Annotated in this window: 23 protein-coding genes; all 23 read left to right on the forward strand. The window is 40.8% G+C overall.

The genetic code is table 11. From position 1 onward, the window contains the following. Nucleotides 1–120 precede the first annotated feature (120 nt). The 23 genes from BUF11_RS11825 to BUF11_RS24350 all read left to right on the forward strand — a co-directional run bounded on the left by BUF11_RS11825 (nt 121) and on the right by BUF11_RS24350 (nt 22069). Nucleotides 121–765, forward strand: coding sequence for a formate/nitrite transporter family protein (locus tag BUF11_RS11825; protein WP_073589047.1), 645 nt, complete (start codon nt 121–123; stop codon nt 763–765). 498 nt (nt 766–1263) lie between these two features. Then, a complete protein-coding gene (locus BUF11_RS11830) occupies nt 1264–2016 on the forward strand; it encodes a WecB/TagA/CpsF family glycosyltransferase (RefSeq protein ID WP_073589108.1) in 753 nt (250 codons plus the stop codon). Then, nucleotides 2013–3092, forward strand: coding sequence for a glycosyltransferase family 4 protein (locus BUF11_RS11835; protein ID WP_073589048.1), 1080 nt, complete (start codon nt 2013–2015; stop codon nt 3090–3092). Before BUF11_RS11830 ends, BUF11_RS11835 begins: the two co-directional genes overlap by 4 nt. A gap of 152 nt (nt 3093–3244) precedes the next feature. Next, nucleotides 3245–3592, forward strand: a complete 348-nt coding sequence (locus tag BUF11_RS24935) for an acyltransferase (protein WP_175562048.1) — start codon at nt 3245–3247, stop codon at nt 3590–3592. Nucleotides 3593–3609: 17 nt separating this feature from the next. Continuing rightward, entirely contained in the window at nt 3610–4716 is a 1107-nt protein-coding gene (gene wecB, locus BUF11_RS11845; RefSeq protein WP_073589050.1) for a non-hydrolyzing UDP-N-acetylglucosamine 2-epimerase, read from the forward strand. A 15-nt stretch (nt 4717–4731) separates the two neighbouring features. Beyond that, nucleotides 4732–5487 (forward strand): glycosyltransferase family 32 protein, encoded by a 756-nt coding sequence (locus tag BUF11_RS11850; RefSeq protein ID WP_073589051.1) that lies wholly within the window; start codon nt 4732–4734, stop codon nt 5485–5487. Between the two features lie 25 nt (nt 5488–5512). After that, on the forward strand, nt 5513–6712 hold the full coding sequence (locus BUF11_RS11855) for a polysaccharide pyruvyl transferase family protein (protein ID WP_073589052.1): 1200 nt from the start codon (nt 5513–5515) through the stop codon (nt 6710–6712). Between the two features lie 218 nt (nt 6713–6930). Then, nucleotides 6931–8010 (forward strand): O-antigen ligase family protein, encoded by a 1080-nt coding sequence (locus BUF11_RS11860; protein WP_175562049.1) that lies wholly within the window; start codon nt 6931–6933, stop codon nt 8008–8010. Between the two features lie 48 nt (nt 8011–8058). Then, complete coding sequence (locus tag BUF11_RS11865) at nt 8059–9570, forward strand: lipopolysaccharide biosynthesis protein (RefSeq protein ID WP_073589054.1); 1512 nt, start codon at nt 8059–8061, stop codon at nt 9568–9570. A 13-nt stretch (nt 9571–9583) separates the two neighbouring features. Beyond that, complete coding sequence (locus tag BUF11_RS11870) at nt 9584–10720, forward strand: Coenzyme F420 hydrogenase/dehydrogenase, beta subunit C-terminal domain (RefSeq protein ID WP_073589055.1); 1137 nt, start codon at nt 9584–9586, stop codon at nt 10718–10720. A gap of 75 nt (nt 10721–10795) precedes the next feature. Then, complete coding sequence (locus tag BUF11_RS11875; RefSeq protein ID WP_073589056.1) at nt 10796–12940, forward strand: Tex family protein; 2145 nt, start codon at nt 10796–10798, stop codon at nt 12938–12940. A gap of 455 nt (nt 12941–13395) precedes the next feature. Continuing rightward, nucleotides 13396–14052, forward strand: coding sequence for a hypothetical protein (locus BUF11_RS11880; RefSeq protein ID WP_073589057.1), 657 nt, complete (start codon nt 13396–13398; stop codon nt 14050–14052). Further along, nucleotides 14021–15439, forward strand: coding sequence for a sugar transferase (locus BUF11_RS11885; RefSeq protein WP_073589058.1), 1419 nt, complete (start codon nt 14021–14023; stop codon nt 15437–15439). Before BUF11_RS11880 ends, BUF11_RS11885 begins: the two co-directional genes overlap by 32 nt. A 14-nt stretch (nt 15440–15453) precedes the next feature. After that, nucleotides 15454–16200: a CpsB/CapC family capsule biosynthesis tyrosine phosphatase gene (locus BUF11_RS11890; RefSeq protein ID WP_073589059.1), complete on the forward strand. Its 747-nt coding sequence runs from the start codon at nt 15454–15456 to the stop codon at nt 16198–16200. A 39-nt stretch (nt 16201–16239) separates the two neighbouring features. Further along, a complete protein-coding gene (locus tag BUF11_RS11895; RefSeq protein ID WP_073589060.1) occupies nt 16240–17013 on the forward strand; it encodes a YveK family protein in 774 nt (257 codons plus the stop codon). Continuing rightward, complete coding sequence (locus tag BUF11_RS11900; protein WP_073589061.1) at nt 17000–17701, forward strand: CpsD/CapB family tyrosine-protein kinase; 702 nt, start codon at nt 17000–17002, stop codon at nt 17699–17701. The genes BUF11_RS11895 and BUF11_RS11900 overlap by 14 nt, the downstream gene beginning before the upstream one ends. A gap of 68 nt (nt 17702–17769) precedes the next feature. Further along, on the forward strand, nt 17770–18384 hold the full coding sequence (locus tag BUF11_RS11905; protein ID WP_073589062.1) for a hypothetical protein: 615 nt from the start codon (nt 17770–17772) through the stop codon (nt 18382–18384). A gap of 42 nt (nt 18385–18426) precedes the next feature. After that, the gene (locus BUF11_RS11910; RefSeq protein WP_073589063.1) at nt 18427–19152 is read left to right on the forward strand and encodes a CpsB/CapC family capsule biosynthesis tyrosine phosphatase; all 726 of its coding nucleotides are present in this window, start codon (nt 18427–18429) and stop codon (nt 19150–19152) included. After that, nucleotides 19118–19702: a VanZ family protein gene (locus BUF11_RS11915; protein ID WP_073589064.1), complete on the forward strand. Its 585-nt coding sequence runs from the start codon at nt 19118–19120 to the stop codon at nt 19700–19702. The genes BUF11_RS11910 and BUF11_RS11915 overlap by 35 nt, the downstream gene beginning before the upstream one ends. A 171-nt stretch (nt 19703–19873) precedes the next feature. Then, nucleotides 19874–20533: a YveK family protein gene (locus BUF11_RS11920; RefSeq protein WP_073589065.1), complete on the forward strand. Its 660-nt coding sequence runs from the start codon at nt 19874–19876 to the stop codon at nt 20531–20533. After that, entirely contained in the window at nt 20523–20840 is a 318-nt protein-coding gene (locus BUF11_RS11925; RefSeq protein ID WP_073589066.1) for a PqqD family protein, read from the forward strand. The genes BUF11_RS11920 and BUF11_RS11925 overlap by 11 nt, the downstream gene beginning before the upstream one ends. After that, nucleotides 20794–21921, forward strand: coding sequence for a radical SAM protein (locus tag BUF11_RS11930; RefSeq protein WP_175562050.1), 1128 nt, complete (start codon nt 20794–20796; stop codon nt 21919–21921). Before BUF11_RS11925 ends, BUF11_RS11930 begins: the two co-directional genes overlap by 47 nt. Continuing rightward, entirely contained in the window at nt 21893–22069 is a 177-nt protein-coding gene (locus BUF11_RS24350) for a hypothetical protein (RefSeq protein ID WP_175562051.1), read from the forward strand. Before BUF11_RS11930 ends, BUF11_RS24350 begins: the two co-directional genes overlap by 29 nt. Nucleotides 22070–22072: the final 3 nt, after the last annotated feature.

Consider the following 22072-nt stretch of genomic DNA (forward strand, 5'->3'; position numbering starts at 1 on the left):
ACCTTATTAAGAAATATTTATTAATAATAGAGCGTTATCTTTTTAAGAAGATATGCTATAATGTTAATGTTCTTTGCCTGAAATAAAGAATACTATAAAGATAAAAAGACTGGAAGGGGCATGGCTATAGATATGAAAACTTTTATACGGTCAGTCATGGGCGGAGTTGCCATTAGTATTGGCGGAATGATATATATTAGAGCAGAAAATCACGTAGTAGGAGCATTCTTATTCTCCATCGGATTATTTACCATCTATACATTTGGTTTGGATTTGTATACCGGCAAGGTATGTTTAATCCCAAACAAACCTCTTAAATTTTTAGGTACCGTATTTCTTGTATATCTTGGAAATGCTGTGGGAACCGCGGCAAGCGGATATCTCTTGCGGGCTACGAAAGAGTCCCAGTACATAGAGCATGCAGCGGAGGTGGTTGGTCTTAAGCTGGCGGATAATTTATTCAGTACATTTATTATGGCAGTTATGTGCGGGCTGCTAATGTGCATAGCAGTACTTGGTTTTATGAACATCAAAGACGGAATTGGCAGGTATCTGGCATTGATACTGCCTGTAATGGTATTTATTCTTTCCGGCTACGAACATAGTATTGCAGATATGTTCTATTTTTCATTTGCAAATGCCTGGGGAGGTAAAGCTTTTGTGTATATTAATGTGATAGCCATTGGCAACCTTATTGGTGGATGTATACTGCCCCTGGCAGCTAAAATCACAGGAGAAGCTTCAAATGCCTCTGGTGCTCACTAGAAGGAACAGAATATTGATTCAAAAAGCGTCTGACTACTTAATGTAGCCGGGCGCTTTTTTGTCTTATAGGAAATTACGTCCTATAAGACAAAAAGCCCTATGGGCGGGATGCACATGATGCGCCAAAGAAGTTGTCACTGCGTGACAGCGCATCAGCGCTAGAGTCCGGCAGGCCAGACTCTTTCTTATTGCAGGGAAAATTCTTTTACCGGCTGACGCTTTCTGGAGGCTGTATTTTGACTCATACCCTGCCAGTCTGCTCCAGGTTCAACTCCAAATTATGAAGAATGGGATGTGCAGAAGAAGCAAAAAAATCAGGATTTCTTGACGAAAAAAACATGGGAGTTATGAAATACATAGAGATTGACAATTTATGGAAATAAAAGTATAATGACTTTACTGCATAAATATATGGCAAAATATGTAAATACAGATATCGGTAATAACCCGAAAACAGGGATAAGGAAGTACTGCCGGACAAGCAAAAGGGGAGCTGGTATGGATAGGAAAAATAAGCGCATTGTGATTTTGGATACCAATATAGATGCCTTAACAGCAAGGGAAACGGTGGATGTAGTTGAACAATATGTCATAAAGAAAGAACCGCTTCATTTGATGGGAGTAAATGCAGATAAAATCAATATGCTGAATGAAAATAAACGGCTAAAGGAAATCGTAAACGGCTGCGGCGTAATTAATGCGGATGGAATATCAGTCATATTAGCCGGCAGATTTCTTGGAAAAGCCTTGCCAGAGCGGGTTGCAGGCATTGATTTAATGCAGGATTTAATTGACTTGTGTGCCAAAAGAGGATATAAAATCTATCTTTTAGGTGCCAAAGAGGAAATTGTAAAAAGAGTGGCGGAGATTCTGAAAGAAAAATATAAAGGATTAAATATAGTTGGCTTTCATAACGGTTATTTTAAAGAAGACCGGTGGTTTGAAATAAAAGAAGAGATAGAAGCGAAACAGCCGGATTTTGTGTTTGTGGGAATTACTTCACCGTTAAAAGAATATCTTGTTGATTATTTGCAGGGACAAGGTTTGAATTGTGTATTTATGGGAGTAGGCGGCAGCTTTGATGTCATCTCCGGGGCAATTCCACGGGCACCGGAATGGATGCAAAGAATGAATTTAGAGTGGCTTTTCAGAGTGATGCAAGAGCCAAGGCGGTTATTTAAAAGATATTTTGTAGGTAACTGGAAATTTCTGATGCTGTTAATGAAGGAGAAGAGGAAATTGAAGCGATGAATGTATTAATGGTTGGAGTAAGTGAAGAAACAAAAGGCGGTATGTGGACGGTAGTGGAAAACTACCTGGAAGATGAGGAATTTATCCAAAGAACAAATTTAATTTATATAGCAACTGCCGGTTTAGGCTCGATTCCCCATCGCCTTTGGATGACCTTGAAAGCATATATCAGGATTTTATTTGTACTGCTTACAAAAAAAATTGATATTATTCACGTACATATGGCGGAAAAGGGAAGTGTATTCCGAAAGGGGATAGTCATAAGGATGGGGAGGGTTTTTGGCTGTAAAATCGTATGCCATCTCCATGGTGCTACATTTGAAGTCTGGTATAAGGAGTGTAGTGAAAGGAAGCAAAAGTTAATTAAAAAAATACTGGACCAATCGGATAAGGTTATTATCCTTGGTGAGTATTGGCTGGATTTTATAGGGCAGCTAATAAGGAAAGAAAAGATATGTGTAGTCTATAATGCTGTGAAGGAATTAGAGAGAAATCCCTATAGTATGGACAATAAGGATCTGCTCTTCTTAGGAGCCCTGAATCAGAGAAAAGGCATTGATGATTTGCTTTCTGCAATGAAAATAGTCAAAGAATCAAAGTGCTTTAAGGGAAAACTCTATTTGTACGGCCCTGACAGTGAAAATAAGATAGAGAAAAAGATTGAAGAAAATAATCTTACGGATGTGGTCGAATATAAAGGCTGGTTAAACAATCAGGACAAGCAGGGAGTATTTAACACCATAGCGGTTAATATCCTGCCTTCTTATAATGAAGGCCTGCCAATGACAATATTAGAAACAATGTCTTATGGAATTCCCAATATTTCAACCAATGTAGCTGCCATTCCGGAAGCAATAACCAACCATGAAAATGGGATATTAATTGAACCGGGTGTTACCGGACAAATCGCAGATGCGGTTATTTCAATGGTTTCGGATGATTCAAAGCGCTCTTTCTACAGTCAATCGGCATTTCTAAGAATAGCAAAGGAATTTTCCCTGGATATACATAGAAACAAAATCCTGACTATTTATAATGAACTGATGGGAGGGAAAGAGCTATTATTCGAAAAATAATTGGATATTTATTTTATAATTTCTTCGCAGGCTGGTTACCTCATTACCAGTTGGGAATGAAATGGAGGATATCAAAGTGGCTAAGGGCTCTTTGCGGTAAACTTATTTTTGAAAATTGCGGAAAAAATGCAGACATTGGAAGAAAGGTTACAATGTCATCGAAAATATCCTTAGGTGATAGGAGCAGCATCGGTGATTATTCCTATTTTCAGGGTGAAGTGGTAATTGGCAATGATGTAATGGTGGCACCAAACTGCTCCTTTATTGCTGCAAACCATAATTACAGCAGGATCGATATACCCATGAATCTACAGGGAAGCTGTTATGAAAAGATAATTATTGAAAATGATGTATGGATTGGTTACGGAAGTATTCTCTTATCCGGGGTCAAAATCGGGAATGGATGTATCATTGCCGCCGGAAGTGTTGTTACCCATGATGTTGATGATTATTGTATAGTGGGCGGTGTGCCTGCACATGTCATTAAGAAAAGACGATAGAGGAAGAACGAGAGATTATGAAAAAAGTAATGTTGGTATTTGGCACCAGACCGGAAGCTATAAAAATGTGCCCATTAGTGAATGAATTAAAAACAAGGAAGGACATTATAACGATTGTATGTGTTACCGGCCAGCACCGGCAAATGTTAGACCAGGTATTGGAAGCTTTTAATATCGAACCGGATTATGATTTATCCATTATGAAAGAACGTCAGACTATGTTTGATATTACATCGGGTATACTTCGTAAAATCAAAGGAATACTGGAACGTCAAAACCCGGATATTGTTCTGGTCCATGGTGATACTTCTACTACCTTTGTTACAGCCCTTGCATGTTTTTATCTGCATATTCCGGTGGGCCATGTTGAGGCGGGCTTAAGAACCTATAATATTTATTCACCCTATCCGGAGGAATTCAACAGACAGGCGGTATCCATTATAAGCAAATATAATTTTGCACCTACAGAACTGGCAAAGGACAATTTGCTAAAAGAAGGGAAAAAGGCGGAAACAATCTATGTCACGGGCAATACGGCAATTGATGCGCTAAAGACTACAGTGAGTGCAGATTATACCCACCCGGAACTTGAATGGTCAAAAGACAGCCGTTTAATTATGATTACAGCACATAGAAGAGAGAATCTGGGCGAGCCTATGAGGCATATGTTTCGGGCTATTCGCAGGGTAATGGATGAACATAGGGATGTAAAGGCAATATACCCTATTCATATGAATCCGGCAGTCAGGGAGGTTGCAGATGCTATTTTAGGGAGGGATGAGAGAATTCGCATTATTGAACCCCTGGATGTTTTGGATTTTCATAATTTTTTAAACAAAAGTTATTTGATTTTAACAGATTCGGGAGGGATTCAGGAAGAGGCGCCAAGCCTTGGAAAGCCGGTTCTGGTTATGCGGGATACAACCGAGCGCCCTGAAGGGATAGCAGCAGGGACCCTTAAATTAGTTGGAACGGATGAAACAGTAATTTATGAGAATTTTAAATTGCTTTTAGAAAATCAGGAAGAATATGAAAAAATGAGCCAGGCATCGAATCCATATGGAGATGGATTTGCAAGTATAAGAATTGCCGATGTGCTGGAACAATCTTTTTTAGAAAAATAGCAGAGGAGACGGTCTATGGAAGGTATACCACATATAATTCATTATTTTTGGTTTGGTGGGAATGAGAAACCCGGGATTGTCTTAAAATGCATTGCCAGCTGGAGGCGTTATTTCCCGGATTGGGAAATAATTGAATGGAATGAAAGCAATTATGATATTCATAAATGTACCTATATGGAAGAAGCCTATGAACAGAAAAAGTGGGCCTTTGTGTCAGACTATGCGCGGTTTGACATGTTATACCGCTATGGGGGTATCTATTTTGATACGGATGTAGAAGTGATTCGTAAACTGCCAAAAGAGTTTTTAAACTTAAATGCTTTTACAGGGGTAGAGGGAGGCGCGCAGTATATAGCACCGGGACTTGTGTTCGCATCTGTGAAAGAACACCCGTATATCAAAGAAATCCTGGAGGTTTATGAAAACTCCCATTTTGCCTGTAATGGACAGCTGAACTTAAAAACGGTGAATGAAATCACCACAACAATTATGCAAAAAAAGGGATATGTGATAAACGGTGAGTATCAAAAGATTGGGGATCTATGTATCTATCCGGCAGAATACTTTTGCGGGTATGACTTAAATATTCATGAACCGGCTGTGACAGAGAATACAGTATCCGTACATCATTATGCTGCTTCCTGGTGTAAGCCGTCCATCAAAAGAAAAATCAGTGGGTACATAAAAAAGCGCTTTGGAATAGGTGCTTATAAAAAGGCGTTGATAGTCAAACGGTTTCTGTTTGGAAGCAGTTTAAAGAGCAGGGACTAAAATCCTTAGGGAGGAAGGGATAGATATGAAAATTGGTATCATAACATTTCATTTTGCGGAAAACTATGGCGCGGTACTTCAATGCTATGCATTGCAGGAATATTTAAAAAGCAGGGGGAATGAGGTAGTAATTATTAATTACCGTCCGAAGTACCACACAATTCGGTATCAGCTTATCCCAAGCCCTGTAAAGGTAATAAAAAGCGTAGAGGTGAAAGCTTCCGGAACAAAGGGCAGGATATTGAAAACAGCAAAAGAAATTCTTCTATATTTTAGGGATATTGTATATATAAAACAGCGCTATAAGAAAAAGATGGCCTTTCAAAACTTTGAAAGGTCATACCTTAATCAGACGAGGCGGTATAGCAGTCTTGAGGAATTGCGTAAAAGGGTACCAATCTGTGATATCTATATTTCAGGCAGTGATCAGCTGTGGAATCCGATGCTAACGGAAGGAAAACTGGACCCGGCTTATTTCCTGGACTTTGGAATGGATAATAGTATCCGGGTAACCTATGCGGTATCCGCCTGCCAGCTGGATGAAGAAAAGCATGCGGATAGTTTAAGAAAGCTGCTTAAACGTCTGGACTTTATTTCTTTAAGAGAATATGAAAAGGCGGAAAAGATTCAGGCACTTAGTAATAAGCCTGTAATTTTAAATGTTGATCCGACTTTATTGCATAACGCATGCCAGTATAATCTTATCCGAAGCCAAAGTGAGATAAAAACGCCGTATATACTGTTAATGCTGTTTTCTAAAAATTCGCAGAAAACAGTAAATGAAGTATTAGCAGAAGTAAAAGAAGAAAAAAAGGCAGAGCCTTTAATTTTCCATCCGACAGTATCAAATATGAAATGGAATGTCCCAACCATCAGACCGGTGGGGGTTGGACCGGGCGGGTATCTGGATTACATTGCGAATGCGGAATTTATTATTACGGATTCCTTTCACTGTACTGCTTTTTCAATAATCTATAAGAAGAACTTTGTAACGTTGTCGATAGAAGGAAAGTCTTCCCGCATGGAAGAACTGCTTATGAAGCTGAATTTAGAAGAGAGATTGGTAAAAACGGGCGAAGAGGTTCTAAGAGCTTTAAGGACAGGGATTCAATATGACAGGCCCCAGCAGTATTTATATCACTTAAGAAATATGACGGATGTATATTTTAATCAGATAGAGAATCTAAGTAAAGAAAAACAGCAGGAAAGTAATCAGGTGTTATGATGTATAGTAATTCCGGAACAATTAGGACGAATAATACAAAAATCTCATTAACCAGGCTTTCGGCATGGTGTTTGGCATTAAATTTCGGGTTTTCGCCATTATTGAAAGGCATTTTGCCATCGCCCTTTGATTTAATATTCTTATTCATGGCATGTGCGGTTTCCCTTGTAATGTTCATAATTAATAAAAATTATAACAGGAAGGATACCTTCCAGTGGATGTTATTGTGGCTATGTGTGACAGCCAGCACGCTGCTGGTAAGTAATGAATCTCTCTATGCCTCTAAGACATATTTATTGTCATTTATCTGTATGTTTGCCTTAATACAAAGTGAAAACTGGTATAAATCAATTATAAAGAATGTAACGATTGTTTCCCTGGTGCATGTAACGGCAACTTTTTTCTTTTTTATAGTGCCGAAGGCATATTCCCTGACCATGGTAAAAATCTGGGGTTCCCATGTTATCGGGACATTAGACGGAACAGAGGGATATCGGGCTGGTTTAAGCTCACACTATTCCACCAATGGAGTTTTTTGCTCCATTCCATTTTTAATATGCGGCGGATTATTTTTTATGGGTAATGTCAAAAGAAAACAAAAAAAGCAGCTGCTGGTGATTATGGCAGTTTCCATAGTTGCGGTATTGCTTACAACGAAACGGGCGCATTTGATATTTTCCATACTTACTTTGGCTATTTGTTATTACTTGGGTGTAAGCGGACAAAAGATAAATAAGGTAATTAAAATGCTTGGTACGGCTGTCATTTTAGGTGGCCTATTTTTGATATTGATGAGGGTATTTCCTGTCCTGTATGAAACCTTTAACAGGTTTTCTGAAAGCGACGATATTAGTACGGGACGCTTTGATATGTGGAATTTAGCCTGGGGGTTGTTTAAAGAACATCCGATAATAGGAATTGGATGGGGAAGGTATGTTCATATTATGGCCGGACCTCTGGGAATCAATCCTGACTTTGCAACCAGTGTGCATAATGTTTATTTGCAGCTGCTATGTGAGATTGGATTAGTGGGCTTTGTGATTTTTTTGTATGCAATGCTTTCCTGCTATATCAAAACAATACAGTGTTTAAAAAGCGGTGCGTTAAATGATGCATCTTATAATGCCCTTGTGGTTTCTTATGTATTACAGACCTTTGTGCTTTTGTATAATTTTACGGGAAACTGTATTTACGATTTTACCTGGTATATTTATATAATCGGCTGTACCCTGGCAATTTCTATCAATCACAAAATGAAAAAGGTCAAAGCAGTTGCTTTAGCTGCAGCAAGCTATTGATACAGGAGCAGTATCGCAAGCAGACTTGCGGTATACATGGAGAGTAAAATGTCACGGTCGCAAAGATTTTTGAATAATGCATGGTCAGCGGCATTATTTCAGGTGTTAATGGTGATAACAGGCTTTATATTGCCGAAAGTAATGTTAAGCTGCTACGGTTCAGAGATAAATGGTTTGGTGTCCTCAGTTACCCAATTCGTAAACTATTTTACATTGGTGGAAGCTGGGTTGTCCGGTGCTGCAGTTTATGCTCTTTATAAGCCCCTTGCGGATAAAGACTATTTTCAGATAAGCCGTGTTGTTGTTGCAACAAGAAATTTTTATAACATTTCCGGTTGGATTTTTATAGTACTGGTAATCGGGTTGGCAATTATATATCCGGTATTGTTAAGAACTCCTGTTCTATCTCCTTTTGGTGTGGCAGCATTGGTGCTGATAGTTGGAGTTAACGGTGCCCTGGAATTTTTTACCCTTGGGAAGTATAGGGCCATCCTTACGGCAGATCAGCGCCAATATATTATTTCTTTATCTTCCTCCATTTATTGCCTGATAAATACCGGAATCGTAGTTTTTTTAGCAATATTTGGAGTGAACATTGTATTAGTCCGCCTCATAGCAGTCAGTGCTATTTTTTTAAGGTCTCTTATACTGGCGGTTTATTGCAGGCGTAAATATTCCTACATTGATTATAGTGTCAGCCCTGATAATATGGCATTAAGTAAAAGATGGGATGCACTCTTTCTTCAAATTCTGGGAACCTTTCACCGCGGGGCACCGGTTGCATTGATTACTATTTTTGCAACGTTAAAAGATGTCAGCATTTATACAATTTTTAATATGGTTCTTTCCGGCGTAATGGCTGTGCTGGACATTTTCTCCAGCGGACTGGGAGCTTCTTTTGGAGATATCATTGTCAAAAAAGAAAGAGATATTTTAAAAAGAGCATATAGTGATTTTGAAATGGCATATTATTCGCTGATTACATTTGTGTATGCAATTGCAATGCTGCAAATTATGCCCTTTATCCGTTTATATACTGCCGATGTTGTTGATGCAAATTATAATCAGGCAATTTTGGGTGTTATATTTGTACTCAACGGCTATTTATACAATATGAAAACTCCGCAGGGTATGCTGGTAATATCGGCGGGTTTGTATAAAGAAACACGGTATCAAACGGCCGCCCAGGCAGCCATTGAAGCACTTGTGGGTGCTGTCTTAGGATACCGGTATGGTTTGGCAGGGGTTATGCTTGGCTCATGCCTGTCTAATCTGTACCGTGTAATTGATTTGATGTTCTTTATACCGCATAATGTTACCTATTTACCGGTCAGAAACACGTTAAAACGCTTGCTGCTTTCTATTGGGGACATGGGGGTAATAATCTTAATCGGAAAATTGCTCTTATGGGAATGTACCGGCGTTCTGGTCTGGATTATTCAGTCCTTTCTATTGTGCTTTGTAGCCGGAGGTGTGATTATACTTAGCCTGTTCCTGTTTGACCGGAAGTGCTTCATAAGTATTATTAACAGATTAACCTGTATGGTACATAAAAAGTAGGAGGTGTCCGGTTATGCAATTATGTGAGCATATAAAATGTTCAGGGTGTAATGCCTGTATTAATATCTGCTCCAGGGCTGCTATAGCAATGGTTCATGAGGAAGACGGTTTTTTTTATCCGGCTATAGAACCATCCCGGTGCGTTGAGTGTGGAGCATGCCGGAAGGTATGTACAGCCTTTAATGAATACATAAAAGAAAAGAATAATTATCTGAAGGTGGTTGCAGCAGTTCACAGTGAGTCCAAGGAAAGAAATAACAGCCAGTCCGGCGGCTTATTCTTTGCGCTTGCAGAACAGATAATTGCAGAAAAAGGTGTTGTGTATGGGGCTTCCTATGATGAAGAATTTAATGTCTGCCATACCCGTGGGGAAACATTAGAAGATGTTCAAAAGCAGCGGGGTTCTAAATACGTACAAAGTAACACAGGCAGGACCTTTCAAGAAGTTGAGGCAGACCTGAAGGCAGAAAGAAAGGTACTGTACTCCGGGACTTCCTGCCAGATCGCAGGGTTACTTTCGTTCTTAGGAGTAAAACGGTGCAATAAGGAGGGGTTGTTTACCGTTGATTTGGTCTGTCATGGGGTACCCAGTCCATTAGTGTTTCAAAAATACCTTGGTTTCTTAGAAAGAAAATGGAATAGCAAATTGGCTTCCGTCAATTTAAGAAATAAAAAATTCGGCTGGCATAGTTGTGAGGAAACCTATGAGGATAGGAATAATAAGAGTTATCAGATGCATTTGTGGAGAGAATTATACTTTGCAAATTATATGCTTAGACCCAGCTGCGAGGAATGCCGGTATGCAGCAACAGATAAGCCGGCCGATATCACCATAGGGGATTACTGGAACATTGAAAATATCTATGATAATTTTTATAATGATAATAAAGGGATTTCTCTGGGAATCATCAGAAGTGAGAAGGCATGGAACCTTCTTGAAAAATCGAAAGTAGTCTATAAGGAGACAAAGCTTACCGAATGTTTGCAGCCAAGGTTAGAAACACCGTCAAAGCTTTGTAAACAAAGCAAAACATTCTGGAGTGATTATTATCAAATGGATTTTAAAGCGCTCATGAAAAAATATTCGGAATACGGCGGTATTATATTCCGGGTAAAAAGAAAGGCAATGAAACTGGCCGGGAAATGGTAGATATTGATTTTACTGCTCTTTTTATGTTATTATAAGAAGTATGCAATAGAGAAAGTAAGGAAAAAGGAGTAAACAATGGATATTTTAAAGCAGCTTGCAAGTGAGCTTTCTATCCGCCCGGAACAGGCAGAAGCTACCGTAAAGTTAATAGATGAGGGAAATACCATCCCTTTTATTGCCAGATACCGTAAGGAAGTTACGGGCTCTTTAAATGATGAGGTACTTCGTAATTTACATGAACGCCTTTTATACCTGCGAGGCTTAGAGGAGAAGAAGGCAAGTGTATTAGCAAGCATAGAAGAACAGGGAAAGTTGACCGCGGAGTTAAAAGCGCAGATTCTTGCTGCCGAAACCCTTGTAGTAGTAGAGGACCTTTACCGCCCTTACCGTCCTAAGAGAAGAACCAGGGCGACCATTGCCAAGGAGAAAGGGCTGGAACCTCTGGCAAATATCATACTTTTGCAGATGACGGACAAGCCCGTTGAGAAAGAAGCGGAAAGCTTTCTGGACCCTGAAAAGGAGGTTAATACCGTAGCGGAAGCCATAGCAGGAGCTATGGATATTATTGCCGAGAATATTTCAGATGAAGCCGATTACCGTATTCATATCCGTAAGGTTACCTTCACAGAGGGAAGCATTATTTCCGCCGCCAAGAATGAGAAGCAGGAAAGTGTTTACGAGATGTATTACCGGTTTGAAGAGAAGCTAAGTAAGCTTGCCGGACACCGGGTGCTTGCCTTAAACCGCGGTGAGAACGAGAAAATCCTCACAGTTAAAATTCTGGCTCCGGAAGAGAAAATCCTGCTCTACCTTGAGACAAAAGTAATTGTAAGAAACAATCCCCATACTACAGATATCTTAAAGAATACAATTGCAGACAGCTATAGCCGTCTGATTGCACCTGCCATTGAAAGAGAGATTCGAAATGAACTGACAGAGCATGCAGAGGACGGAGCGATCAAGGTATTCGGAAAGAACTTGGAACAGCTCTTAATGCAGCCTCCCATTGTCGGACAGGTAGTGCTTGGCTGGGACCCGGCCTTTCGTACCGGCTGTAAGCTTGCGGTGGTGGATGCTACCGGAAAGGTATTAGACACGGTGGTAGTATATCCGACAGCGCCTCAGAATAAGGTGGAAGAGGCAAAGGCTACCGTTAAGAAAATGATTCAAAAGTATGGAATCACCCTGATATCGGTGGGGAACGGAACTGCCTCCAGAGAGTCGGAGCAGATTATCGCGGACATGCTAAAGGAGTACCATGGCAAGGTACAGTATATTATCGTAAATGAAGCAGGTGCTTCCGTTTACTCTGCAAGTAAGCTGGCAACGGAAGAATTCCCGAACTTTGATGTGGGACAAAGAAGTGCGGCGTCCATTGCAAGAAGACTGCAGGACCCTTTAGCAGAGCTGGTTAAGATAGATCCGAAAGCTATCGGAGTAGGCCAGTACCAGCATGATATGAACCAGAAGAAGCTCTCCGAAGCTTTAACAGGAGTAGTAGAGGACTGTGTAAATAAGGTCGGAGTGGATTTAAACACGGCTTCCGCTTCCCTCCTTGAATATATCTCTGGCATCACGAAGGTCATAGCCAAAAATATTGTAACCCACAGGGAAGAAAACGGTCCCTTTACCGACCGCAGGAAGCTTTTAAAGGTTGCAAAGCTTGGACCCAAGGCCTTCGAACAGTGTGCCGGCTTTCTCCGTATCCTGGATGGGGAGAATCCACTGGATGGCACCAGTGTCCATCCGGAATCCTATGAAGCAGCCTTAAAGCTGTTAGAAAAATTAGGGCTTTCCTCTTCTGATATCCGGGCAGGGAAGCTTTCAGGCCTTTCGAAAATAGTAAAGAATAAAAAAGCCATGGCAGCAGAGCTTGGAATCGGAGAGATTACCCTGGCAGATATTATGAAGGAGCTTGAAAAGCCTGGCAGGGACCCGAGAGAAGAGATGCCTAAGCCGATACTAAGAACGGATGTACTTGAGATGAAGGACTTAACAGAGGGTATGATATTAAAAGGTACAGTGCGCAATGTCATAGACTTTGGAGCCTTTGTAGATATCGGAGTCCATCAGGACGGACTTGTGCATATATCGGAACTTACGGATAAAAAGTTCGTAAAGCATCCCTTGGAGGTAGTAAGTGTAGGAGATATCGTTGACGTAAAGGTAATGAGTATTGATCTTTCAAAGAAACGTATTCAGCTTACCATGAAGCTATAAAGCGTAAGTGAAAGGTAAATTGTTATGCTATATAATACCAAATAACACGGGCGGAATATCTTAAAATATATAAGGAATTGCCATTAATGGAAATTCCATACCGCGTAATTAGAAAGAAAAGCAGCAGACCTGTTACTTTTTAGACTGTAGAAGTCGGAAAAGTAGCAGGTCTGCTGCTTTTTTACTCCCTGCAAGGGTAGGAAAAAACAGAAATTCGTAAAGGAAAAGCAATTGCTGTAAAAAGTATTGAAATGGGCTGTTTTATTGGAAAATACTGCGATGAAAAGATGGAGGGAAATGCACATTGCAACTTGTGAAATGAAAAAGTGTGTTTTATAATCGTAGAAGTTGGTAAATATTTACTTTCCGAAACATAAGAAGAACGCAGCCTGTAGAATTCCTGCAGCCGGTGAAGTGATAAATTGACCTGATATTATAGGAAAGGAGGAAATATATTGAAAAGGTTAAAGAATATGATAATACCTATCCTGTGTGTGCTGGCACTGCTTCTCTTTGCAGGGGAGCCATTAAGAGAAGCAAATGCCAAGACCTTGAACCAAACAGCCGAAGCCGTCAGCAGAAACGGCACTCCAAGCGGCAGTATAAACCAGCAGGAAGCCAATATAGTAAGGGTGCTGACAGACAATATCAGCATTGCAGGTATTGGAAAAAATGATTATGAAAGCTTTCTGCTCCGGTACTTCGGACAGAATGGGATGGATGCAGGCACTGATACATGGGGGCAAGCGGAAGCAAAGGCAGCGGAGCTTAATAATCTTATGAAGCTTGAAAAGAAAGCAACTCTAAAAGAACTGCCTGCCGACGGAAGGGAAATTGCGATAGGGCTTACCAAAGACATTTTTTCTGCATGCGGCCTTTCGGCAGGTATTAGTCCGTCGGGAGAATTAATCAGTCTGTCTGATAAGACCGGAAGCCTGACATTGGTAAATGGGAAGACATACAAACAGCATATCAATTCCGGTGTTTTGATGCTGGTAATTTCAATTGTGGGAATTCTTCAGATAATCTGCTATATACTCTCAAGGAAATCCCGAATAATGATAAAGGATGTGAAGCACAATGGCTTTCATAAAGAGGAATTTGCCGGGTAGGTATCTGTTATTAACAGACTGCTTAAGCATCATTGTATCCTATATACTGGCTGCCTGTATCCGCTACAGTGAGATAACCAGGTATTGGTATTACAATACATTCGGCTGGGTTTTAGTTTTTATGGTGGTCTTATACAGTGCAGTCTTTGTTGCCTTTGATACCTATAAGGAATTTTCACGAAGAGGTTATTTTGATGAGTTTGCAGAGGTCTGCAAATTAAATACCATATTATCCTTATCTGTAACAGCTTTTTTATTTTTGACCCAGGAAGGAGCTGCTTTTTCCAGGCTGTTCTTTCTTTTGTTCTTTTTGCTGAATATAGTAATAACCTACACCATACGCCAATATTTCAAATGGCTGCTTTTAGGGGTATACAAAAAATGCAGGTCCAACAGCAAGATAATGATTGTAACTACCTTTCACCAGGCAGAAGAAGTATTAAACCGGATTAATAATGAGAATACCTGGGAATATGTAGCCACCTATCTTACAATATTGGACCGGGATATGGTAGGAAAAAGAATCCTTGGAGTGCCGGTAAAGGCAAATGAAAATAATATGTTTGAGGTGGCAAGGCAGGAGACTTTGGACGGTGTATTTATCCATCTCCCAAGCGATTATCCGGTAACCTTCCAACTGGAAGAGGCCATCAACCAATTCAAGAACATGGGTGTGGATGTAAGTTTAAGCATACATATTTTCGGACTTAAGCTTTCCGAACAAAATATTCAGAATATGAGCGGGTATCATGTTTTGACCTTCAATAACAGGGTCTTTAATGAATACCATTTACATATCAAAAGACTTATTGACATACTGGGGGGACTGGTAGGCTGTATATTGACAGTTCTTTTGGGGATTTTCATTGCACCGGCTATTGTGATAGAGTCACCGGGACCTGTTTTTTTCTCCCAGACCCGAGTGGGAAAGAATGGAAGACGCTTTCGGATTTATAAATTCCGTTCCATGTGTATGGGGGCGGAAGAGAAAAAGGTACAGCTGCTGGCGCAAAATGAGATATCAGGCCAGATGTTTAAATTAACCCATGATCCCCGTATAACAAAAGTGGGGAATTTTCTTAGAAAGACCAGCTTGGACGAATTTCCGCAGTTCTTTAATGTCTTAAAGGGGGATATGAGCCTGGTAGGAACAAGACCTCCTACCGAAGAGGAATTCCTTCAATATGAGGGAAGGCATAAAAGAAGACTTGCCTTAAATTGCGGATTAACAGGACTTTGGCAGGTGAGCGGAAGAAGTGATATAAAGGATTTTGAAGAGGTTGTAAATATGGACTTAAAATATATAGATAACTGGTCCTTGCGTATGGATCTTAAGATTATTCTTAAGACCATTTATGTTGTATTATTCGCAAGGGGATCAAGGTAGCAGGAGGAAAAAGCGTGGAGCGGCTTATTGACATCCACTGTCATATACTTCCGGCAGTAGATAATGGTTCCGTAAGTATGGACCAGACAAAAAGAATGCTTAAAATAGCCTATGAGGAGGGTATTACTTATATAATAGCTACACCCCATTATGGAGCCGGCTGTGTTAACACAGGAAAGCTTGAACTGGAGGATAAGCTTGAACAAGTGCGAAGAGCGGCGAAAGAGATAGATACAGAATTTCAGATAGAGCTTGGAAATGAATTGTATTACAGCCAGGACATTGCAGAACACCTAAGAAAGGGGAAGGCGCGTACATTGGCCAACACCCGCTACTGCCTGGTCAAATTTCCGGAGGATGAAGAGTATGCGCTTATGAGGGCAGGGCTTCACAGCCTGCTGGTTCAGGGATACTATCCTGTGCTTTCCCACGTAGAAGGCTACCGTTGCTTTTATGAGAATTATGAGGACATTGCCAGGCTTATTAATCTGGGAGTTTATATGCAGATGAACATTAGGAGCCTGACAGGAAATTCCCTCGATCCCCGCGTAAGGTTTGCAAGGCGCTTAATGGCCTATGGAATGGTACATTTTATAGGGACAGGTTCCCGCTCGGACTATACCCAGTCCCTCCATGTGAGAAAAGGGCTTGCTTTTATAAGCAGAGGATATGGGGAAGAGGTAAAAAGAACATTATTGGAGAATACAAACAAGCTGTTATTGAACCGGAAAATAGAAAGAAAAACATTCCCCTATGTGTAACTTAGCAGGAGGAAGAAAGAGAAGAAAAGAGAGGTTATAATGGAGCTGGAAAAAACAGAAGAGATTGAAATTAATTTAAAGGAAATATTTTATGTGCTGCTTGATAAGATTTGGGTGCTGTTCTATGCCGCGCTTATCTGCGCACTTCTTGGCGGTATTGTAACAAAGTTAACTGAAGTACCGGTATACTCCTCCATAACAAAGCTTTATGTAATTAACAGGCAGGACCCGGATAAGACCATAACCAGTACGGATTTGTCAGCGGGAAGCCTCTTGATTAAAGATTTTGAAATATTAGTAACCAGCAGACCGATTTTAGAGCAGGTATTACATAACCTGAACGTTAAGATGAGCCAGGAAGAACTGGCCGGGGAAATTTCCGTTAATATACCGGAGGAAACAAGAATATTGGAGATAACCGTAAAGGATAAGGACCCCTTTATGGCAAAGAGGCTTGCGGATGAGATTGCAGACGTTTCTGCAGAGCAGATGATAAGCGTAATGGATATTGAAAAAGTAAGTGTAGTAGAAAGAGGACGGATACCAACCTTACCGACCGAAAATAAATTTGCAAAGAATATACTGCTTGGCGGTGTTTTGGGGATTGGGATATCCATAGCGGCAATTATAATAATCTATCTTGGCAATGACCGTATAAAAAACAATGAGGATATTGAGAAGTATCTGGGCATCATTCCTCTGGCGGAAATTCCCCTGGAGGAAGATATCTTAAATACAAGAAGAGTCCGGGCAGAATTAAAAAAAGCATATAAGAAAGGTTACAAAGGAGGGCTTAACAATGCAGTCGGTTAATATAGAATTAACGGCAAGCCTGGATTTTAGGAGCTATGAAGCGTATAACACCTTAAGAACCAACATCCAGTTTTGCGGCAGGGATACACAAATTATATGTGTAACAAGCTGCACACCGGGAGAGGGAAAGTCTACCGTAGCTTTGCGCCTGGCAGCATCCCTTGCGGAAACGGGAAAGAAAATACTCTTTATCGATGCGGATTTAAGGAAATCCGTACTGGTAAAGAGGTTAAAGGTCAATCAGTCCATTACGGGCCTATCCCAGTATCTGTCGGGTATGAGCAAACCCGAAGAAGTTATCTATGCAACCAATACAGCCGGACTTGACATTATTTTCAGCGGCCCCATGCCCCCGAATCCCTCGGACTTATTAAGCAATAAATATTTCAGGGCTTTACTTGAAGATCAAAGGAAAGTTTATGATTACATCATTATAGATACGCCGCCTTTAGGGCTTGTCATAGACAGTGCAAATGTGGCGGAAAACTGTGATGGTGCAGTTATTGTAATACAGGCGGATGCCAACAGCTATAAATTCGTACAAAAAATAATCAAACAGCTGGAGAAGAGTAATTGCCGTGTCCTGGGAGCTGTACTGAACAAGGTGGATGAAAAGCACCAGAAAAGATACTATGGCAGGCGCTACAAACAGTATTACGGAAGCGCATATGCTTCTGCAGACGTGTAGCAGACCGATTGCTATAGTGTTGAAGACCGGTCAGGAGAAATGTAAAAGAAAATTCAGAGGGTGTAATTATGAAAAAGTTTATGATACTGGCAGGAGTAGTAACAGCTTTGCTCTTTTCTGCCCTGATATACATTGTTATGGGAGAGGATAGGACGGTACCTGTGATAATGCAGGATAATAAGAATTTAATTTATAGAGAGGGGGAAGACCTTAATCTCTTATTATCCGGTGTCAAAGCTGAAGATGATGTGGATGGTGACATTACCTCTGCAGTTATTGTTGGAGATGTTGTAACAATGGCTGATAAAACAGCGGCCAAGGTAACGTATTTTGCAAAGGATTCCAGTAACAATGTCGGAGAATTGGACGTTATTGTACCCTATGAGGGAAAGCCCCAGGCAGCAGAAAAAGCAGAGGCAGAGAAAATAACCGGCAGCGCACCTGTTATCGTTCTTACGGAAAAGGAAGCAGAGATAAAGGTTAGGGGAGAATTTCATCCCGAAGAATATATAAAAGATATAAAGGACGATAAGGATTCTATTGGAACACTGCTTAAGAACATAATGGTGACAGGGGATTACGATATAAAAAAACAGGGGACTTATGTACTGCTCCTTGCTACAAAGGACAGTGACGGCAATCAGTCAGAGGAAGCTTCCCTTATTCTGAAAGTAACACCCTGACAGCCGACGGTTTCTGTCAATATGGATATACAGGAGGAGCCGATGGAAGGATACATAGATATACACAGTCATATTATTCCTGGGGTGGATGACGGTGCCCGTAATATGGAGGAGGCTCTTCTTATGCTGGCTGCAGCATACAGGGAAGGAATCCGTTCTATCATAGCAACACCTCATGTATCCTACCGGAGAGATGAGGACAGATACCGGAAATTAGAATCTGCCTTTTTGGAATTGAAAGAAAGGGCAGAAAAAGAAATTCCTGAATTAAAGCTATACCTTGGAAGTGAGATAAACTACAGCCAGGATACTGTTTATGGGCTTTGCAAAAAAGAAATTCCGACACTGGCCGGCACAAGCTATATTTTAGTTGAATTCCAGCCATTTTGTGAGTACCGCTATATAAAGGGCGGTATCCAAAGTCTTATTATGGGAGGCTATAAGCCTGTTATCGCCCATGTTGAACGCTATCACAGGCTGCGGGGAGAAGTAGAGATGTTTGAGGAGTTAATTTCGATGGGAGCATATCTCCAATCCAATGCTATGAGTATTACCGGAGGAGCCGGAAGGGAATCAAAAAAACTTACAAAGAGACTGTTGCAAAAAGGACTTTTGCATTTTATAGCCACAGACAGCCATAATGTATTGTCCAGACCTCCGGATATAGCAAAATGCCTGACGGCAACAGCCAGAAAATACGGTGAAAAATATGCAAAAGAGCTATCAATGCATAATGCAGATAAGTTACTTCGCGACCGGTATATTTAACCGGCTGTTTCTGCTCATTTATACGGACTTTCACACAGCGGTAAGCTCCTACCTGCCATCCTCTGTATTTTTGGGGTCTCTGGCTCTTGTAACCTTTGACGTAACCTACCTGCTCCTTTACAGGAAAAGAAAGAAGGATTACCGGATATTTCTTGGAAAAAACCAGCTTATCCTTTACATATCATTTCTATACCTTGCTTTTGTGATATATCTCACAATATTATCAAGGCCTTCCGGCTCCAGAACAGGTGTAGATTTAATGCCCTTTGCAACCATTTCACCCCAAATAGCAGGTAATATTTATGCGGCGGAAAATATCTTATTGTTCCTGCCCTTTGGCATGCTCGGCTGCATGTTACCTTTTTTTTCCAGAAACCCGTCGCGGTGTATGGCGGGAGCTTTTATAGCCAGTATCCTGATTGAGCTGGTTCAGTATATAACAAAAAGAGGGTACCTCCAGACCGATGATGTTATTTTAAACGTTCTTGGCTGTTATGTTGGTTATGTGATAGGAAAGCAATTAGCAAGGCTTATACGAGGAGTAGTTTGAAAAATCAAGATTTTTCAAACGTAACTTTGTGCCTGTGGCCCAAAGTTTGCAGTTTTTGGGAAAGGCATGAGGAGCAGTGTGAAATAAAAAACATTTCACTTTCTATTTGGGCAGTATCGTGTAGATTGCAAGCAATCTACTGGCGAGCTTGCGATATGCATGGGGTATCTTATGAATAAAATAAACGGCAGCATAAAAGAAAATTTTATAGAGCTATACAGGCATCTTAAGAAAAAAATAATAAGGATTCTGCTTATTGCCACATTTACCGGAACATTAATCTGCGGTATCAATCATTTCCTTTTACCGGATTATTATTATGCTAAGGCCAAATTCCAGGTAGGAATGCAGGTTAGCAATGACTATATGATATTAGTAAAAAGCCAGCCTTTTCTTGAAATGGTTATTTATGAAGCAGGGGTTGATATGACAGCGGAAGAGCTTGAAAAGGAAGTCTATTTGACTGTTCTTAAGGAAACCAGAGTAATGGAAATAGAGATAAGCGATTATAGTCCCAAGAGAACGAGAGCCTTGATTCAGGCTTTTGTCAGGGTAACAGAAATGGAATACGGGGGTATCTTCGGATTAAAGGTTGTAGAAGATGCCGGTGCAGAGGTTCCCCTTCCTAAAAGGGATGCAGAAAGTTTTTTAAGGGGATTTATACTTGGCGGAATAATAAGCCTTATTGTTATTTCCATAAAGTATATCCGCGGCAGCAGGATAAGAAAGCCGGAGGAAATTGAAAAACTGTTACAACTTTCCGTTCTGGCGGTATTGCCTGCAATGGTGGTTAATAGACAAAAAAGAAGGAGGATTAGACATGAAGATTAAGGAAGGATTCTTACTTCGTGAAATAGCAGGCTCTTTTGTCGTAGTGCCTATCGGACAGAGAGTAATTGATTTTAACGGACTTATGAGCCTTAATGAGAGCGGTGCGCTGCTTTGGTCAAGGTTAGAGAAGGGGGTAGAATCAATCAATGAGTTGGTAGGACTTCTTTGCGGTAATTATCTGGTAGAAGAGGAAAAGGCGCGGGAAGACATAGAGGCTTTCATAAATAAAATCACAGAGAGAGGATTGATGGAGGATGGCAATGAACTGGGGGCAATTAAGTGCACAGCTGACAATGAACTCGTATAGCCTGCAATTGCCGTTTATAGGGCAAATGGAACTGACGACCCGGTGCAATTTTGGCTGCCGTATGTGCTATGCCTGTTCCGGTTTGAGCCATCGTGCTTTAAAAGAGAAGGAACTTAGTGCCAGGGAATGGATACATCTTGCGAAGGAGGCTTTTGATGCCGGGACACTTTTTCTGCTTCTAACCGGCGGAGAAGTTTTTTACAGAGAGGACTTTCGGGAAATTTATGAGGAAATTGCCCGTATGGGATTTATCGTAAGCCTGTATAGTAACGGCTCCCTCATAACGGAGAAAGTAATGAAGTGGTTAAACAAAATTCCGCCCGCCCAGATTGATATTTCCCTTTACGGGGCTTCCGCGGACACTTACAAAAGAGTGTGCGGAAATGCGGACGGGTTTTATAAGACCATGGGGGGAATCAGGCTTCTTAAGGCAGCAGGAATCAATGTTCAGATAAGAACAACTGTCATTAAGGAAAATATAGCAGATATTGACAGCATGATAGAAATAGCAGAAGAATTTGATTTAAAGCTAAATATTACGGATTATATATCTCCGGGAAGAGAAAGCAGAAAGAAGGATACCGGAAGATTATCACCGGCTGAGCAGGCACAGCTTCTAAAGAAGATGGATGCTTATTATAACAGGGAGGAGCCGGAATTTAAGCTGGAAGATTTGTATCAGGATAAGGAGCTCTTTAACAAAGCAAGGGAATGTTTCCGCGCCTATGAGAACGGCGGTGCCTTTCCCTGCAACAGCGGAAAAAATTCTTTCTTTGTTACCTGGGACGGCAGGATGATACCCTGCCCCATACTAAATACTCCAGGCTCTTATCCGTTAAAGCAGAGCTTTTCCGGCGCCTGGAGAGATCTGGCGGCAAAATGCAGTGAAGTGCCAACCTGCAGGACCTGCAATAAATGTGCTCTAAAGGAAAACTGTAATTCCTGTCCGGGAAGACTGCTAAATGAAACAGGGAGCTTTAACGAACCGGCCTTGTACCTGTGTGAACTGACAAGGGAAACCATAAAGCTTTATAATAAAAAGGAGGATATCTATGAAGGATTATGTGAAGCCAGCAATTGAAATCGTAGAACTAAGAGCAGAGGAGCGCTTAGCCACCTGTCATGGCGGTTATATAAACTATAATATTTGGTTGAATTTATTAAGTCTGGTTTTCTGCGGACTTAAAAAATGCGCCAAGAGCACTTCACAGGCACATGGCTGCAGCTAAGAA

The organism is Anaerocolumna xylanovorans DSM 12503 (genome assembly GCF_900143645.1).
Lineage (GTDB): Bacteria > Bacillota > Clostridia > Lachnospirales > Lachnospiraceae > Anaerocolumna > Anaerocolumna xylanovorans.